This window comes from Campylobacter concisus, from assembly GCF_002914195.1.
Lineage (GTDB): Bacteria > Campylobacterota > Campylobacteria > Campylobacterales > Campylobacteraceae > Campylobacter_A > Campylobacter_A concisus_M.
The window spans coordinates 173287-189837 of record NZ_PPAU01000108.1; the positions used below are offsets into that span (position 1 = coordinate 173287).

The following is a 16551-nucleotide window of genomic DNA, read 5'->3' on the forward strand; positions in this document are numbered from 1 at the left end:
ACTTTGGCTTTACTAAATTAGCTATAAATTTATTAAGCATTTTAAAAGAGTTTATCTATCTCTTTTACTAGCTTTTCACCGCTAAATTCGGCACAAAGCTTAACTATTTGCGTGCCTATTATCGCTCCGTCAGCATATTTTTTTACTTCATTAACGTCGTCTTTGTTTTTTATACCAAAGCCCACAGCTACTGGCAGATCGCTCTTTTTCTTAAGCTCTAGGACCAAATTTTTTATCCTATCTTCATCAGCCCTTTTTGAACCGCTAACGCCGATCGCACCAAGAGCGTAGATAAACCCTGAGCCAAATTTTAAAATTCCATCCGCCCTGCTCCCAGACGTGACACTTATAAGTGGCACAAGGCATAAATTTAGCTTTTTACATTTTAGAGCAAATTCCTCACACTCCTCACAAGGCAGATCTGGCACGATAAAGCCGCTAACTCCAGCTTCACGTGATCTTTTTAGAAATTTATCAACGCCATAAGCAAAGATGATGTTGTAATAAACCAAAAAAACAAGTGGCTTTGTCACTTTTGCCTTGCAGCCTTCAAGCATGTCAAAGACAACGTCGGTATTTACGCCACTTTGAGCTGTCTCAAAGCTAGCTTGCGCGATGAGCTTGCCATCAGCCAGCGGGTCAGAGTATGGGATGCCGATCTCAAGCAGATCAAGCGTGCTCTCATCTAAATTTTCTAAAAATTCCTTAGTTTTTTCTAAGCTTGGATAACCAGCCACGATGTAGCCTATGTTTGCCTTTTTGCCGTTAAATGCGCTTCTAACCTTATCCATAAATTTTTCCTTTTTCGTAGCCGATGACTGTGTTTATATCCTTATCGCCCCTGCCTGAGATATTTACGACGATGACGCTTTTTTTATCAAGTTTTGGGCAAAGTTTCTCCAGATACGCCACCGCATGCGCGCTCTCGATGGCTGGGATGATGCCCTCCATCTTACTTAGAAAATACAAGGCATTTATGCACTCATCGTCGGTCACAGCTTCGTATCTTACCCTTTTGATGTCGTTTAGGTGGGCGTGCTCTGGGCCGATACCTGGGTAGTCAAGACCCGCTGAGATGCTATGCACTGGCGAGATCATGCCGTACTCATCTTGCAAGACGGTTGTTTTCATGCCGTGGATGATGCCGGTTTTGCCTTTGCTAAGCGTAGCAGCGTGATAAGGGGTATCTATGCCAAGTCCGCCAGCTTCTATACCTACTAAATTTACACTCTTATCGTCCAAAAACGCACTAAAAATGCCAATAGCATTACTGCCGCCGCCAACGCAAGCGATGACATAGTCGGCCTTTTTGCCGTAGTCTGCAAGCTGAGCTTTGGCCTCTGTGCCGATCACGCTTTGAAAGTCACGCACGATCTTTGGATATGGGTGTGGGCCAACAGCTGAGCCAATGACGTAAAATGCGCTCTCTATCTCATTTACCCACGCTTGTATGGCCGCTGTGGTAGCCTCTTTTAGCGTTTTTAAGCCATCTTCTACGCTCACCACTTTTGCGCCAAGAAGCTGCATACGAAAGGCATTTAGCTGTTGTCTAGCCACGTCTGTAGCTCCCATATACACATCACACTCTAGGCCTAAAAGTGCCGCTGCAGTAGCTGTTGCCACGCCGTGCTGACCAGCTCCAGTCTCAGCTAAAATTTTCTTCTTACCCATTTTTTTAGCAAGCAGCGCTTGAGCTAGGGCATTATTTATCTTGTGCGCACCTGTGTGGTTTAGATCCTCTCTTTTTAGGTAAATTTCATGTCTGTAGTGCTCGCTCAGGCGCTTTGCAAAAAAGAGCGGACTAGGCCTGCCAACGTAGTTTTTCAAAAGATCATCAAGCTCGTCTTTAAACTCTTTTGTCTTTGCGATGCTCTCATAAGCATTTTCTAGCTCATCAAGGGCAAACATCACCGTCTCAGGCACGAACTGCCCGCCAAATTTTCCAAAATACGCCTTACTATTCATCTTCTACCTCACCTATGATCTTTAAAATTCTCTCTATCTTTTGCGCATCTTTTATGCCGTTTTCGTCCTCGACTTTTGAGTTGATATCAACTAGATATGGCTTAAATTTGAGCGCCTCTTTTATATTGTACTCGCCTATGCCCCCAGCCATGCCAAATTTAAACTTGACCTCTTTTAAAATTTCCCATTCAAAGCTAGTGCCGTTTCCGCCAGCATTTTCGCCCTTGCAGTCAAAAAGCGCCATGTCAAAATGCTTAAAATCAACCTCTGGCAAGCTATCTTTCACGCTAAAAACCTGCCAAATCTCAAGCCCCATATCTTTTAAATTTGCCTCTAAATTTTCACTCACCACTCCATGCACCTGAGCCACGTCAAGACCAGCAAACTGGCAAATTTCAATTATCTCACAATCACTTTGCTCCGCAAAAACGCCAACTACTTTTTTGCCCTTGCTGTGAGCAAATTTCGCTATCTGCCTAGCTAAATTTAGCTCAACCCTTCTTTTACTTTTAGCAAATATTAACCCGATAAAATCAACATCCAAAGCACAAACCGCACTCGCCTCATCTAGCGTTTTGATGCCACAAATTTTAACTAGCGCCATTAGCCTCAGCCTTTATAAACTCTTCATAAAATTTATACGCCTTGCCAGAATTTATCGCTTCAAGCACCATGTTTTTGGCCTCATCTAGGCTCTTAGCGCCGTCTGCTGCATAAAGCGCAAACATCGCATTAAAGACCACGATGTCAAATTTCACCCCCTGCTCCTCGCCCTTTAGCGTGCGGATCAATGTTTTGGCGTTTTCCTCTGACGTGCCGCCCTCGATGTCGCTGTGAAGCGCTCTTTTAAAGCCAAACTGCTCTGGCGTGATACTGTACTCAAAAATTTCACCATTTTTTAGCTCTACAACGCTCGTTTCACTACAAAGCGTGATCTCGTCTAGTCCGTCATCGCCGCGGACGACCAAAGCGTGCTTTCTGCCAAGGATCTTAAGCGTCTGGGCGTAGAGTTTTAGCACTGGTTTGTGATATACGCCAACTAGCTGGTTTGTAAGGTTTAAATTTGGATTTAAAAGCGGCCCAAGCACGTTAAATACGGTTCTTATGCCAAGTCTTTGGCGCACTTCTCTCACCTCGCCCACTAGTGGGTGGAAAAATGGTGCGTGGAAAAAGGCTAAATTTTTACTAGCTAAATTTTCACGCTGTTTTGCCAGTGATTTTTCACTTTTTACGCCCAAAATTTCAAGCACATCAGAGCTACCTGACTTACTTGAAACTGCCTTGTTACCGTGTTTTGCGACCTTTATGCCAAGGCTTGCAAGGATAAATGCAACTGTAGTTGAGATATTTATCGTCTTAAAGCCATCGCCTCCAGTGCCGCAAAGATCGATCATAGGCGTGTCATCGCGGTAAGTTTGCGAGTACTTTAGGATATTTTTTGCAAGCGCAGCAAGGCTTTTTGGATAGAGGCTCTTTTCGCTAATGAGTACCAAAAGGGCTGAAAGCTGCACGATCTCGTACTCTTTACTGGCTATTATCTCGCAAATTTGCTCAAAGTCGCTATCATCAAGCGGTATACTATCTTGAAGCTTGATAAGATATGGCTTAAGCGAGCGAATCTTTGGCTCTTTTACCTCATCTTTTGCTTTATAATTTACAAAATTTTCAACGATCTTTTTGCCGTATTGCGTAAAGTAGCTCTCAGGGTGAAACTGGATACCAAAGATCGGCTTATCTTTAACGCTAAGTGCCATAACTACGCCATCATCGCTCACCGCATCAGCTCTTAGTCCAGCTGGGAGCTCATCGACATAAAGCGAGTGGTAGCGCATAACCTCGAAGCGCTCAGGTAGCCCAGCAAAAAGTGGCTCTTTGTTTTTCACATCAATAAACGAGGTTTTACCGTGTAATGGGTTATCTAGTCTTTTTATCTTCGCACCAAAACTAAGCCCTATGGCTTGGTGTCCAAGGCAAATTCCAAGCACTGGCATGCCAAGGTCGGCTTTTAGAATTTCTAAACAAACTCCGCTATCTTTTGGGTGCTTCGGCCCTGGGCTTAAAATGATCTTGCTTGGGTTTAGTTTTTTGATCTCGTCAAGCGTGATCTTGTCATTTCTAACGCATCTAACCTCTTCATCTGTAAGCTCTTTTACATATTGCTCAACATTAAAAACAAAACTATCGTAATTATCTATGAGTAAAATCAACCTATATCCTTTAAATTTAGCGGCATTTGAGCCTTGGCTAAATTTCTATAAATTTAGACAAAATTATAACTAAAAGAAAGTTTAATTAGGCTTTTGTGCGGCTCTCGTAGGCTTTTAAAAGTGAAAGCATATCGACGTTTTCTAAATTTACACCAGTTGGCACGCCCTGGGCGATCTTGCTAAATGAAATTTCACTCATGCCAAGCTTATCCTCGACATAAAGCATGAGTGCGTCTGAATTTAGCCCTGGTGTAAAGGCAAAAACGACCTCTTTTGAACCATTTTGCGTGATCGCACTTCGCAGCCTCTCTATGGCATCCTCGTCGATCTCGTCAAGTACGAAGTAAAGGCCGTTGTAGATGCCATTTTGCTCAAAGACTAGGATGTCTTTTGGGCTCTCAACCAGCAAAATGACCTCACTGTCCCTGCTCTCGTCGCTACAAATATCACAAATTTCATTTTCGCTTAGCCCACCACAACGCTCACAGCGCTTGATAAATCTCACCGCATCTTCGATATTTTGAGCGAGCCTTAGCCCTGCAAAGCTATCTTGCATGCAGACAAAATAGGCAAACCTTGCGGCTGATTTTTTACCGACACCTGGCAGCTTAGCAAAAGACTCGGTTAGCTCGTTAAATTTTTCTAAGCCTCTTTTCATGCTCGCTTCGCCTTTGATCTAAGTAAAATTTTAAATACATGATAGCCATCCTCGTAGTCGTAGGCAAGCTCAAATTTTTGCATCTGACAAATTTGCTCGATGATATAAAGTCCAAGCCCCATACCGCTTCCTGCACTTACCTTGTCGCCACGCACAAAGGCTTGTTTGTAGTAATCAATCGGATGATTTAGCTTTTTGCCTAAATTTTTAACCGCAATAAATTCACTATCGCAGATCAAAATAGCCTTTTTATCCTCTGCGTATTTTAGGGCGTTATCTATCAAATTTTTAATCGCCAAACTAAAAAGCTGAAAATCCACTCTCAATATCACGTCGTCTCTGATATCGCAGCTCACTCGCTCTTCAAATTTATCAAGCATTAGCATATCTTGCACTTGCTCCAATATAAGTGAAAAATGGCACTCTTGGTAGTTTAGTGCGTAGCTTTTTGAAAGGAGCTGTTCAACTTTGCTAAATTCATTTATCAGCATCTCAAGGCGCTCGAAAACGTTTATGAGCCTCATCTTTTGGGTCTCATTTGCGACCATTTCAGAGACGATCCTACCCTTTCCAATCGGAGTCTTTAACTCATGCATGATCGCACGCAAAAATAGCTGCCTTGAGCGGATGAGCTCTCTGATCTTGCAAACGGCATTATCAAACTCAACCGCAACTTGCCCGATCTCGTCTTGCTCGTTTTCATTTGGCCTAGCTGTCATCGCCATTTCCATATTTCCGCTGGCAAATTTTCTGATGTCTTTACTAAGCCTTCTAAGTGGCGAAAGACTTCTAAGAACAGAAACATAAAGTGAGATGAGAAGGGCTGAAACTATCAAAAATGCGACCCAAAGCGGATCATTTACGTGTCTTGCATCATTACTTTCAAGAAGCAGCTGAAAAGACGGATTTTTAATAAGCAAATACAAATCACCTTTATAATTAACCGATTGTACCACTCCAAGAGGCGTATGCTGTGTAAAAACAACAGTCCCGTTTGTAGCTATCGAAGTGGCTAAATTTTTATTTCCAACATACTCTAAGTAAAAATTTTTAAAATAATGTTCTAAATCTCTTGGGGGATTTCCACGTTCATAGAGTGCGACAAGATAGTTCATCGCACTTATTTGTCTATCCTTTAGTTTTTCTAAAGCGCTCTCTTGCTGAATGTTTGCAAAGGTTACAAAGAGCAAGCACATCAGCGAGAAAGCTATGGCAAAGATAATAGTTATCTTCGTAGTTATGGAATATTTCATCCGATAAGCTTATATCCTATGCCTCTTACTGAAAATATATGTTTTGGGGCTTTTGAGCTATCACCGATTTTTGATCTAAGGCGTCCGATAATAACATCTAAGCTCTTTGAATCTTTATCTTTTAGGCTTTTGCAGTTATAAACTAGCTGTTCGCGTGATACTGAAAAGCTGTGTTGCTTAATGAGATAAGTTAAAATTTCATACTCAGCTGGAGTAAGAGCTAACGGCTCATTATTAAAGTAAATCTCGTGACGTTTATCATCGATCCTAAATGCGCTATCAACGACCTCTTCTTGTACTTCATTTGTCTTTTTGTATCTTCTTATAAGACTTGTGATACGAGCATACATCTCTTTTGGATCGTATGGTTTTGGCAAATAATCATCAGCACCAAGCTGAAGTCCAACAACCTTGTCACTAATATCGCTTCTAGCTGAACTTATAATAATAGGAATGTCGTATTTTTGGCGAATTTCTTTACAAACCTCAAGCCCATCAATACCCGGTAAAGTAAGATCAAGTATTAGCAAATCATAGTTTTTTATCCCAGCACTAAGCCCTAAATAAGGGTCTTCAAAATTCGTAACTTTTATATTAAAACTATCAAGATATTCAGATAAAATTTGTGCAAATTCTGGATCGTCTTCTATCATTAAAACATTAACCATGAATTATCCTTTTTATTAAAAATAGTAGAGATTATACGGCAAAAATGTAAATTCTTTTTTAAATTTAAACTTTTTTGGGTAAAATCCCATATTTAAAATAAGCTTAATTAACAAGGAAAAATGTGGAATTTGACTATTACGAAATCCTTGAAATTTCAAGAAATGCAAGCGGAGATGAGATCAAAAAAGCCTTTAGAAGGCTTGCTTTAAAATATCACCCAGATAGAAATTCTGGCGACAAAGAGGCTGAACTAAAATTTAAACAAATAAATGAAGCTTATCAAGTTTTAAGTGACGAGCAAAAACGCTCTATCTACGACAGATACGGCAAAGAAGGCCTTGAGGGTCGATTTGGTAGCGGTGGCGGATTTAGTACCGATTTTGATCTTTCGGATATTTTTGACTCATTTTTTGGTGGCGGTTTTGCAAGTAGTTCTAGGCAGAGAAAAAGATACTCTGAAAAATACTCAGCCGATCTTGAAATTCCTATAAATTTGGAGTTTAACGAAGCTATTTTTGGTTGCGAAAAAGAGATAAAATTTGATCAAAAAGTACCTTGCCCAACATGCAATGCAACTGGCAGTAAAGATGGCAAGAGCAAGACTTGCCAGCACTGTGGCGGAAGTGGCAGGATAACACGTGGAAATGGCTTTATGAATATCGTCCAAGAGTGTCCATATTGCCACGGAAGCGGTGAAGTAATAAGCGAACCATGCCCCGATTGTAACGCAAAAGCTTATAAAATCCAGCAACAAACTGCAAAGATTACCATCCCTGAAGGTGTTGATAGCGGCATGAGAATGAGAGTAGCTGGCAAAGGCAATATCGGTACAAACGGCGTTCAAGGCGATCTTTATGTAAGCATAAACGTAAAAGAAGACAAGCATTTTATTCGCCACAACGACGATGTTTATTTAGAAATTCCTGTCTTTTTCACGCAAGCTATACTTGGCGAAAGTATAAAAATTCCAACGCTTCGAGGAGAAACTGAGCTAAAACTACCTGTTGGAGCAAAGGATAAGCAGCAATTTATCTTTGAAAATGAAGGTATCAAAAGCGTAAATTCGCGCAAAAAAGGTAGGCTCGTAGCGCAAATTTCTATTCAAACGCCTGAAAAACTAAGCGATGAGCAAAAAGAGCTTTTAAATAAGCTTCAAGCTAGCTTTGGCATAGAATCAGGCAAATCAAATACCGATGAAAGCGTCTTTGATAAGATAAAAAGCTGGTTTAAAGGCGATGAGCCAAAGAAGAAAAAGAAAAAATAAAATTGATTTGTGACGTTAAATTTTACGTCACAAATTCTTTCAAAATAAATTTTATATATCCTAATTTTTACAAGTAAATTTCACACAAATTTTAAAATTTTATGAACGGAGAATTTTGGCTCCAAATTTAGTAGTCTGCTAAGGCGAGTGAGATAAGATTTTAAAATTTACAAAAATAAAACAACATATATTTTTTGTTCTTTTATTAAGAGAGAAGGGAGCTTAAATTACGGTCTGCTTGCAGTTGCGAGCCAGCAAAGAAAAAGAATTCCATTCTCCCTTAATAATCCCTCTACTCTGACACGTTCAAGGTGCATGCGTTTTGCTATCGAGCAAGTGTCAGGCAAATCTTAGCAGTCAATTCTTACGAGCAAGCAAAATTTTAAAATTTGCAAGAGAGTATAAATTTACTCAGTTGCAAGCTCCAAATAATAATCAAGCTGATCGCGTCTGATGATACGTATAAGGTTTGTGCTACCCTCAACGCCCGTAGGGTGACCGGCAGTGACAAGATAGGTCTTGTCGTGTTCAACATATCCCTCTTCATACGCCTTTTTCATGACATTTGCCAAAAGTGAGCTAAGCTTTGTTTTTTCTAGTACAAGCGCTGGCGTAACACCCCAAGCAAGAGTAAGCATGTGCGCTGTTTGCTCATCGTGAGCGACTGCTATGATGTCGATATTTGTGCGGTTTCTAGCTAATTTTATAGCCGATTTTCCTGAGCCAGTGATTGAGATTAATGCATCTGCTTTTATTCGAACAGCAAGAGATGCGGCACTACTTGCTACCATATCAGTCTCGTCAAAAAAGTCAAACTCATCAAATTTATTATATGGATAGATGCTTTGAGTTTGGATGATCGTTTTACTCATAGCCTCTACGACCGCGACTGGGTTTTTACCGATCGCACTTTCCTCGCTTAGCATAACAGCATCAGTACCGTCTAACACGGCATTTGCCACGTCACTGATCTCAGCCCTTGTGGCAGTCTCATGCTCTGCCATACTTAGCATCATCTGAGTTGCTGTGATGACTGGCTTACTAGCTGCATTTGCTTTTTTAATGATGAGCTTTTGGATAGTTGGGACCTTATAAAATGGCACCTCGATACCAAGATCGCCACGAGCTACCATGATACCATCACTCTTTGCAATGATGTCGTCTATATTTTCAACCGCATCAAATTTCTCGATCTTAGATAAAACAGCAGCTCTTGAGCCAAATTCTTTTAAGATATTTTTTGCCTTTATTACGTCATTTGCATCTTGCACGAAGCTAATGGCGACAAAATTTACGCCATGCTTTGCGCCAAATTTCATATCTTCTTTATCTTTTGGCGTGATGATCTCGATGCCAAGAGCTGTATTTGGGAAATTTACGCCTTTGTTTGAGTTTAAAATTCCATCATTCTCAATGATAGTTTTTACTATTTCTTTACCTTCGCTGACAACCTTTGCTCTTATAGAGCCATCATAGAGATAGACATACTCGCCAACCTTTAGCATAGGCAAAATTTGAGGCTGGTTTAGGCTTACTTTATAAATTCCTTTTCCCACTTTTTCACCGATGATCTCATCAGCATGGATACTAAGTTCATCGCCGGCCTTTAGATAAAATGGCTCACTAAGCTTGCCAACTCTGATCTTTGGGCCGCAGATATCTTGTAAAATTCCTATTCTTTTATTTAGCCTTTTTTCGATATTTCTTATCTTGTCAATGTTTGATTTATGGTATTCGTGTGTCCCATGGCTAAAATTTAAACGAAAGACATTAACACCTGCTTTTACCATCGCTTCCATTGTCTCTTCATTATCACTTGCTGGCCCCAAAGTAGCTACGATTTTTGTCTTTTTTATCATTTTATGCCCCATAAATTTGATTTTTGCGATTATAACACATTTTAATAATGTAATTTTTTGTATAATAGGCAAAATTTCAAAGGAGAAGATATGAATAAATTTTTATTAGCGTCTCTTGGTTTAGCAGCTGTTGCTTGCGTTGCTATGGGAGATGATAAAGTTTATAAGCTAAAGCTTGCTAGCTCATGGGAGAGCACTATGCCAGTGCTTGGTGATGTGCCAAAAGAGCTAAAGGATAAAGTTGAAAAGATGAGTAATGGCAGACTTGAGCTAAGGATTGATTATCCATCAAAGCATAAATCACCTTTTGCAATGCTTGATTTTGCTAAAAGCGGTCAATACGACATTACCTACACAAGTAGCTATTATTATAAAGGCAAAGATGCTAAAACTATATTTTTTACAGCAACTCCATTTATGATGAATACTGACGAGCAAACAGCTTGGTATGAATTTGGCGGTGGTAAGGAGCTTGAGGCAAAAGTTTACGATCCATACAATATCAAAATTTTTAGAGCTGGAAATACCGGTATGCAAATGGGTGGCTGGTTTAAAAAAGAGATAAAATCACTAGATGATATCAAAGGTTTAAAGATAAGAATTCCGGGCTTTGGTGGTGAAATTTACGCTAAACTTGGCGCTAACATCAATACTATCCCAACTGGTGAGCTTTATATGGCTCTTGAGATGGGAACGATCGACTCAGTCGAATGGGTTAGCCCAGCTTATGATATGGCACTTGGCTTTCACAAAGTGGCAAAATACTACTACACAGGCTGGCAAGAGCCAAACGGTGAGACTCAGTTTTTCTTTAATAAAAAATCATACGAAAAACTTCCAGATGACCTAAAAGCGATCTTTGAAGCAGCTGCAGCAGAAGTAGCAAGAGATGCAAATACAAAAGTATTTTATTCAAATGTCGAGTACTGGGATAAAATGAAGAGCGAGTATCCAGACATCCAAGTAAAATCTTTCCCACCAGAAGTAATTGCAGCTCTTAAAAAAGCCACAAATGAGCTTCTTGATGAAGAGAGTGCTAAAGATCCATTATTTAAAGAGATCGTTGAGTCTCAAAGAGCTTTCCTTAAAAAAGCAAGAGAATGGACTAAAATTTCAGACTACGCTTATATCAAAACAAATGAATAGTAAAATTTAGCAGGGATCTTCCCTGCTTTTTATATTTACTCCAGTTACTTTCAATAAAAATTTTAATCAAAACGTTTTTATACAAGCTATAAATTTTTACAAAAATAAATATTGGTGGCTATTATAGATAGAAAATTTCTCTCATTGAGCGCTCTATCTTTGACTCATCGAGTGTATTGTTAAAAAATAAATTTAGTGCTAAGACCGCTTGATATAAAAGCATATCGGTGCCATCTTTTACGCTAAGATTATCTTGCTTGGCCATTTCTAAAAATGGTGTTTGCTTGCCATAAATCACATCAAATGCGAATTTAGCATCTTTAAAAATGCTTTTTAAAATTTCTTTAGGTGCCGGTAAAAAATCATCCTTTAAACCAGCAGAGGTCGAGTTAACAACTAAATCAAATTTTTGCTCTTCGTAGTTATCCCAGCTAAAACATTTGTACTCATCTTTAAATTTCTTAAGCCTATCTTTGCTTCTATTTAGTATGCAAACATCAACGCCTTGTTCTTTTAATGCATAAGTTATGGCATTTGCAGTCCCACCTGCTCCAAGAACAATTGCGTTTTTTACATCTTTAAAATTTTTTATTGCCTTTAAAAACCCGGGCGCATCTGTGTTGTATGCATAAATTTTGTCATTTTTAAGCACAAGCGTATTCGCAGAGCCTATTTTACGAGCTATATCTGAAGCTTCATCGGCTAAATTTAAAGCCCACTCTTTATGTGGAAGAGTTACGTTTGCACCGTTTAATTTTAAGGATTTAAATTTATTGATTAATTCGCTGCCATCTTTTAGCAAAACTCTTGTGTAAAGTGCTTTTAAGCCCAGGTCTACAATGGCTTTATTGTGCAGCCTCGGAGATACCGAGTGAGCTATTGGATCTCCAAAGACTGCGAATGTTTTCATTTTGCTCTAAAGATAAAAGCGTCTTTATTGATATCTTTTCTAATATCGCCTACTACTTTTTGAAGCGTTTTTTCATCAAATGGACCAACTAAAATTTTAGTCAACTCGCCAGCTTTTATAGTCTTGTAGCTATATCCCTTAGCAGCGATCTTTTTCATATATTCAGCATTTGGATTAAATTTACTAGTCACAAATACTTGAACATAAGAGCCTTTTGTAGCAGGTTCAGTTTTAGCTACCTCAGCTTTTTTATCCGTTTTTTCTACTTTGGTTTCAACCTTTTTTTCAATCTTTTTATCTATTTTATTTTCAGTTTTGGCTGGTTTTGCCTCACTCTTTTTATCAGTAGCTGCTACTTTTTCGACTTTTTTAACTGGAGCATCTACCTTTGCCTCAGCTTTTTTAGCTGGTATTTCAGCAGGCTTTTCAATAGGCTTAACTATCTCTTTTGGCTCTTCAGTTTTAGAAACAGGCTTATTGTTTTCTTTATCTTTTAGCTTTTTGATCATATCTTCAAATTCATCTTGTTGCTTATTTTCAGGCACGATCGGTACTTGCTCAAAAAGCTGTGTATCGCCTTTTTTATTGTCTGAATTTGTATCAGCTATCGGAGCTTGTCTATCTACTGGCTGCTCAGCTGGTACTGGAGGAAGCACTAGTCTTGAATCAGCTTCATTTTGCGCTTGTGAAGGATCGCTTGAATTTACTAGCTTCATAGCCACTACAATGATCAAAAAAAGTATAATAAGAGCTGCAATAAATATCAGAAGCTTTTTTAGCTTCAATCCTCTTGCGTCATCGTCTCTTTCTAAAAGAATATCTTTTAACTCATCATTTTCCACTTTTTATCCTTAATTACATATATTTTGACCAACTTGCCCCGCGCTCTTTTTGATAGAGTTTATAAGGTAAAGTTAGTATGTTAAATTCTTTTGGCATATCGATATTTGGAAACATCCTCCACTCTTTAGGTAGCTTCTGTGAAAGCTTTGCGTTGAGCACGTTTGCCAGCTGACAAGCCTCATTTAGCGTAGTGTGACCTTTATGCACATAAAGATGCAGATGTCCTGGCGTCTTACTCTCGTAGGCTGTAAAATTTATAAATCCTTCTTCTCTTAAAAGAAGCTGTGCTTTATGCCAAAATCTATCTGGGGTTCTGCCGTTATAGTCAAAGACTATATTTTCAACTTTATCATTCGCATTTATTAAAGAGTGTGCAATAACAGCCTTGCCCTCTTCATGCTCTTTCATGACACTATAAGTTAGTGGCTCGTTGATTTTTTCAAATTTATCAAAGAAAATTTTACCTCTGTATTCTATTTTATTAACGATCGTATCACGCTTGATATAGTAGTGAGTTGTAATAATCTTTATAAGTGCCGTATCAATACTTTGCATCAAAATGTCGCTTTATCATAGATTATAAATTTATGAGCAAGTTCAACTAGCTCAGCTTTTGTCTTCTCTTGCAAAGATGTGTTGCTTATGTCGCTTAGCACGTCAGCTATTTTGTTTGCTATTAGCTCAAACTCAGCCTCTTTCATGCCACGAGCCGTAAGCGCAGGACTACCAACACGTATACCACTTGTGATAAATGGGCTTCTTGTCTCACCTGGAACCGTATTTTTATTTACCGTTATTCCAGCATTTCCAAGAGCGATATCAGCGTCTTTACCGCTAAATTCGCGGTTTAAAAAGCTCATTAAAATTAGGTGGTTATCGGTACCACCACTCACTAGGTCAAAACCTCTTTTTATTAGTACTTCGCCTAATTTTTTAGCATTTGCTTTTACTTGTTTAGCATAAATTTTCCACTCAGGGCTAAGGTTGTGCTTAAAACCAACTGCCTTTGCTGCGATAACATGAACTAGTGGTCCGCCCTGAATGCCTGGAAAAATAGAGGCATTTATCTTCTTAGCATACTCTTCGTTGTTTGTCATAATGATACCGCCTCTTGGGCCTCTTAGGGTTTTATGCGTAGTTGAGCTTACGACATCGCAGTATGGGAAAGGACTTTGATGCTCACCAGCAACAACAAGACCAGCAATGTGAGCAACATCTGCAAAGAGTATCGCCCCAACAGCATCAGCTATCTCACGAAATTTTTTAAACTCGATCTCTCTTGTGTATGCGCTTGCGCCGCAAACGATCATTTTTGGTTTTACTATCTTTGCGATATCCATGACTCTATCGTAGTTTATGCGGCCATCAAGCTCAACGCCATAGAAAAAGCTCTCATACATCTTGCCAGAGCTACTGACCTTTGCGCCGTGCGTTAAGTGTCCACCATGGCTTAGATCCATGCCTAAAATTTTATCGCCTGGATTAAGTAAAGCGCCATAAACACCTTGATTTGCCTGAGAGCCTGAGTTTGGTTGAACGTTTGCAAATTCACATCTAAAAAGCTCTTTACATCTATCGATCGCTATTTGCTCGATCTCATCGACAAATTCGCAGCCACCATAATATCTCTTGCCAGGATAGCCTTCAGCGTATTTGTTTGTTAGGATTGAGCCCATTACTTCCATAACTTCTGGATATGTAAAATTTTCACTAGCGATCATCTCAAGGTGATCACATTGGCGTTTTAACTCTAAATTTACTAGATCGTAAATGTCCTTATCATAGCTTTGCAAACTCATTTTTCATTCTCCTTTATCTCATTTTTAAGTGGCCTCATCGCTGGGAAGAGCACAACATCGCGAATTGATTTTTTATCTGTTAAAAGCATAACAAGCCTATCTATGCCTATACCCTCACCTGCAACTGGTGGCATGCCGTATCCTAGGGCTTTTACATAGTCCTCATCCATCTCGTGAGCTTCGTCATCACCTGCATTTTTAGCATCGATTTGAGCTTTAAAGCGGTTGTATTGATCGATTGGGTCATTTAGCTCATTAAAGCCATTTGCTAGCTCGCGACCAGCGATAAATAACTCAAATCTCTCAGCCACATCAGGGTTTGCGTCACTTCTTCTTGAAAGTGGACTGATCGAAATCGGATAATCAATAACAAATGTTGGGTGTATAAGCTTGCTCTCTACATAGTTATCAAATAGCTCAGCCTGCAAGTGGCCAAGATCAAGCTTCTCATTTGCTTCAAGGCCATCAGCTCTTAGTTTTGCTAAAATTTTATCTTTGTCATTTATGACATTCTCATCTAGTCCACCGATCTCAACGAGAGCTTTTTTGTAGCTTATTCGCTTAAATGGCTTACTAAAATCAATTTCCATGCCATCAAAATTTACAACTTTTTCCATATCTAGCTTGTCTAAAATGACATTAAAAAGTTCCTCTGTAATGCCCATTAAATCGTGATAGTTATGGTATGCCCAGTAAAACTCTATACTTGTAAACTCAGGATTATGAGTAAGGTCCATTCCTTCGTTTCTAAAATTTCTATTCATCTCATAAACGGCTTCAAAGCCACCTACTATAAGGCGTTTGAGGTATAATTCCGGCGCGATCCTTAGGTATCTCTCGACTCCAAGGGCATTGTGAAAAGTGATAAATGGCTTGGCGTTTGCGCCACCTGCTATTGGGTGCAGCATCGGTGTTTCAACTTCTAAAAAGCCCTTTTCTTCAAAAAATCTTCTAATCGTACTTATAATCACTGAGCGTCTTTTAAAATCAGCTCTAACTTCAGGGTTCATTATCATATCAAGGTATCTTTGGCGATATCTTGTCTCAACATCAACTAGACCATGATACTTCTCAGGAAGTGGGCTTATCGACTTTGAAGCAAGGCTAAGCTCGCTTACATGCATAGAAAATTCACCAGTTCTTGTTATAAAAGCATAACCTCTAACATAGACGATATCGCCTATCTCTACGTATTTTTTAACGATTTTAAACCACTCTGGATCAAGCGTTTTATTACTAAAGTAAATTTGTAAATTTCCATCTTCATCTTCAATATTTGCAAAAACCGCTTTTCCAGCATCACGAATGAGTTTTATTCTACCCGCAAGACCTACTAGCTGACCTTCGGCCTTTTTCTCTTCTGTATCATTAATGTAGTTAAATTTTAGTCTAAATTTAGAGATATTCATATCTCTTCTAAGAAAATGCGGATATGGATTAATACCTAAATTTCTTAGTTCGTCTATGCTTTGTAGTCGTTGAATCTCATGTTGATTGTCAAATATCACCTTACTTTCCCTTTATATTATTTTTTGAGCATTTTTCACAAATTCCATAAAGCTGCATCATATGACCAGTTAGTTTAAAACCATGATCTTTTGCGATACTGATTTGTCTTTTTTCTATCATTGGATCTTCAAATTCTATGATAAGACCGCACTTTCTGCATATCATATGGTCATGATGTGGCTTTGTGGCAAGCTCAAATTTTTTACCTTGTGAACCAAAGCTGATTGATGTCACCATCTCTGATTCTTCAAGTAGATTTAGTGTTCTATAAACAGTTGCGATACCAATATTTAGCTCAGGGTGCGTTTCTTTTATAAAAAGATAAAGTCTTTCTGGAGTAAAGTGCTCGCCATTGTTGTATAGCGTTTTTAGTAAAATTTCACGCTGTTTCGTATATTTCAAACCATTGTCGCGAAGCACTCTTTTGAATTTCTCAAGCAACGCATCATATTCTAAATTTTCTATCATT

General features: G+C 39.0%; 16 protein-coding genes. 2 read left to right on the plus strand and 14 right to left on the minus strand.

Translation table 11 applies throughout. The annotated features are described in order from the left end of the window. Window positions 1–41 precede the first annotated feature (41 nt). The 7 genes from trpA to CYP28_RS06930 form a co-directional block, all read right to left on the minus strand. On the minus strand, window positions 42–791 hold the full coding sequence (gene trpA, locus CYP28_RS06900; protein ID WP_103593629.1) for a tryptophan synthase subunit alpha: 750 nt from the start codon (window positions 789–791) through the stop codon (window positions 42–44). Beyond that, the gene (gene trpB / locus CYP28_RS06905) at window positions 784–1965 is read right to left on the minus strand and encodes a tryptophan synthase subunit beta (protein WP_103593630.1); all 1182 of its coding nucleotides are present in this window, start codon (window positions 1963–1965) and stop codon (window positions 784–786) included. The genes trpA and trpB overlap by 8 nt, the downstream gene beginning before the upstream one ends. Further along, entirely contained in the window at window positions 1958–2569 is a 612-nt protein-coding gene (locus CYP28_RS06910) for a phosphoribosylanthranilate isomerase (RefSeq protein ID WP_103593631.1), read from the minus strand. Before CYP28_RS06910 ends, trpB begins: the two co-directional genes overlap by 8 nt. Then, window positions 2556–4172 (minus strand): anthranilate phosphoribosyltransferase, encoded by a 1617-nt coding sequence (gene trpD, locus CYP28_RS06915; RefSeq protein WP_103593632.1) that lies wholly within the window; start codon window positions 4170–4172, stop codon window positions 2556–2558. Before trpD ends, CYP28_RS06910 begins: the two co-directional genes overlap by 14 nt. A gap of 85 nt (window positions 4173–4257) precedes the next feature. Then, complete coding sequence (gene recR / locus CYP28_RS06920) at window positions 4258–4830, minus strand: recombination mediator RecR (protein ID WP_021084943.1); 573 nt, start codon at window positions 4828–4830, stop codon at window positions 4258–4260. Next, window positions 4827–6083, minus strand: coding sequence for an ArsS family sensor histidine kinase (locus CYP28_RS06925; protein WP_103593633.1), 1257 nt, complete (start codon window positions 6081–6083; stop codon window positions 4827–4829). The genes recR and CYP28_RS06925 overlap by 4 nt, the downstream gene beginning before the upstream one ends. After that, on the minus strand, window positions 6080–6751 hold the full coding sequence (locus CYP28_RS06930) for a response regulator transcription factor (protein WP_021091583.1): 672 nt from the start codon (window positions 6749–6751) through the stop codon (window positions 6080–6082). The genes CYP28_RS06925 and CYP28_RS06930 overlap by 4 nt, the downstream gene beginning before the upstream one ends. Before the next feature lie 122 nt (window positions 6752–6873). On the opposite strand from CYP28_RS06930, the gene dnaJ reads away from it, so the two are divergent. Further along, complete coding sequence (gene dnaJ, locus CYP28_RS06935) at window positions 6874–8016, plus strand: molecular chaperone DnaJ (protein ID WP_103593634.1); 1143 nt, start codon at window positions 6874–6876, stop codon at window positions 8014–8016. 407 nt (window positions 8017–8423) lie between these two features. Here dnaJ and pyk read toward each other — a convergent pair whose 3' ends face one another. Continuing rightward, window positions 8424–9875, minus strand: coding sequence for a pyruvate kinase (gene pyk, locus CYP28_RS06940; RefSeq protein WP_103593635.1), 1452 nt, complete (start codon window positions 9873–9875; stop codon window positions 8424–8426). Window positions 9876–9965: 90 nt separating this feature from the next. On the opposite strand from pyk, the gene CYP28_RS06945 reads away from it, so the two are divergent. Next, window positions 9966–11021, plus strand: a complete 1056-nt coding sequence (locus CYP28_RS06945; protein ID WP_021091622.1) for a TRAP transporter substrate-binding protein — start codon at window positions 9966–9968, stop codon at window positions 11019–11021. 121 nt (window positions 11022–11142) lie between these two features. Here the strand turns inward: CYP28_RS06945 and CYP28_RS06950 are convergent, their stop codons facing one another. The 6 genes from CYP28_RS06950 to CYP28_RS06975 are packed head-to-tail and all read right to left on the minus strand — an operon-like array spanning window position 11143 to window position 16550. Next, window positions 11143–11931 carry a shikimate dehydrogenase gene (locus tag CYP28_RS06950; RefSeq protein WP_103593636.1) on the minus strand — a complete coding sequence of 263 codons (789 nt, stop codon included), beginning with the start codon at window positions 11929–11931 and terminating at the stop codon, window positions 11143–11145. After that, window positions 11928–12773, minus strand: a complete 846-nt coding sequence (locus CYP28_RS06955) for an SPOR domain-containing protein (protein ID WP_103593637.1) — start codon at window positions 12771–12773, stop codon at window positions 11928–11930. Before CYP28_RS06955 ends, CYP28_RS06950 begins: the two co-directional genes overlap by 4 nt. A gap of 13 nt (window positions 12774–12786) precedes the next feature. Then, the gene (locus CYP28_RS06960; RefSeq protein ID WP_103588541.1) at window positions 12787–13329 is read right to left on the minus strand and encodes a DUF1882 domain-containing protein; all 543 of its coding nucleotides are present in this window, start codon (window positions 13327–13329) and stop codon (window positions 12787–12789) included. Continuing rightward, on the minus strand, window positions 13329–14573 hold the full coding sequence (locus CYP28_RS06965) for a serine hydroxymethyltransferase (RefSeq protein ID WP_103593638.1): 1245 nt from the start codon (window positions 14571–14573) through the stop codon (window positions 13329–13331). Before CYP28_RS06965 ends, CYP28_RS06960 begins: the two co-directional genes overlap by 1 nt. Next, window positions 14570–16078: a lysine--tRNA ligase gene (gene lysS, locus CYP28_RS06970; RefSeq protein ID WP_258032499.1), complete on the minus strand. Its 1509-nt coding sequence runs from the start codon at window positions 16076–16078 to the stop codon at window positions 14570–14572. Before lysS ends, CYP28_RS06965 begins: the two co-directional genes overlap by 4 nt. Before the next feature lie 4 nt (window positions 16079–16082). Further along, window positions 16083–16550 (minus strand): Fur family transcriptional regulator, encoded by a 468-nt coding sequence (locus tag CYP28_RS06975; protein WP_021091630.1) that lies wholly within the window; start codon window positions 16548–16550, stop codon window positions 16083–16085. Window position 16551 lies beyond the last annotated feature (1 nt).

Excerpts from the sequence above, each read along its gene's own strand:
- trpA (WP_103593629.1), bottom strand. The coding sequence starts at position 791 with ATGGATAAGGTTAGAAGCGCATTTAACGGCAAAAAGGCAAACATAGGC.
- trpB (WP_103593630.1), bottom strand. The coding sequence starts at position 1,965 with ATGAATAGTAAGGCGTATTTTGGAAAATTTGGCGGGCAGTTCGTGCCT.
- CYP28_RS06910 (WP_103593631.1), bottom strand. The coding sequence starts at position 2,569 with ATGGCGCTAGTTAAAATTTGTGGCATCAAAACGCTAGATGAGGCGAGT.
- recR (WP_021084943.1), bottom strand. The coding sequence starts at position 4,830 with ATGAAAAGAGGCTTAGAAAAATTTAACGAGCTAACCGAGTCTTTTGCT.
- CYP28_RS06925 (WP_103593633.1), bottom strand. The coding sequence starts at position 6,083 with ATGAAATATTCCATAACTACGAAGATAACTATTATCTTTGCCATAGCT.
- CYP28_RS06930 (WP_021091583.1), bottom strand. The coding sequence starts at position 6,751 with ATGGTTAATGTTTTAATGATAGAAGACGATCCAGAATTTGCACAAATT.
- pyk (WP_103593635.1), bottom strand. The coding sequence starts at position 9,875 with ATGATAAAAAAGACAAAAATCGTAGCTACTTTGGGGCCAGCAAGTGAT.
- CYP28_RS06945 (WP_021091622.1), top strand. The coding sequence starts at position 9,966 with ATGAATAAATTTTTATTAGCGTCTCTTGGTTTAGCAGCTGTTGCTTGC.
- CYP28_RS06950 (WP_103593636.1), bottom strand. The coding sequence starts at position 11,931 with ATGAAAACATTCGCAGTCTTTGGAGATCCAATAGCTCACTCGGTATCT.
- CYP28_RS06960 (WP_103588541.1), bottom strand. The coding sequence starts at position 13,329 with ATGCAAAGTATTGATACGGCACTTATAAAGATTATTACAACTCACTAC.
- CYP28_RS06965 (WP_103593638.1), bottom strand. The coding sequence starts at position 14,573 with ATGAGTTTGCAAAGCTATGATAAGGACATTTACGATCTAGTAAATTTA.
- CYP28_RS06975 (WP_021091630.1), bottom strand. The coding sequence starts at position 16,550 with ATGATAGAAAATTTAGAATATGATGCGTTGCTTGAGAAATTCAAAAGA.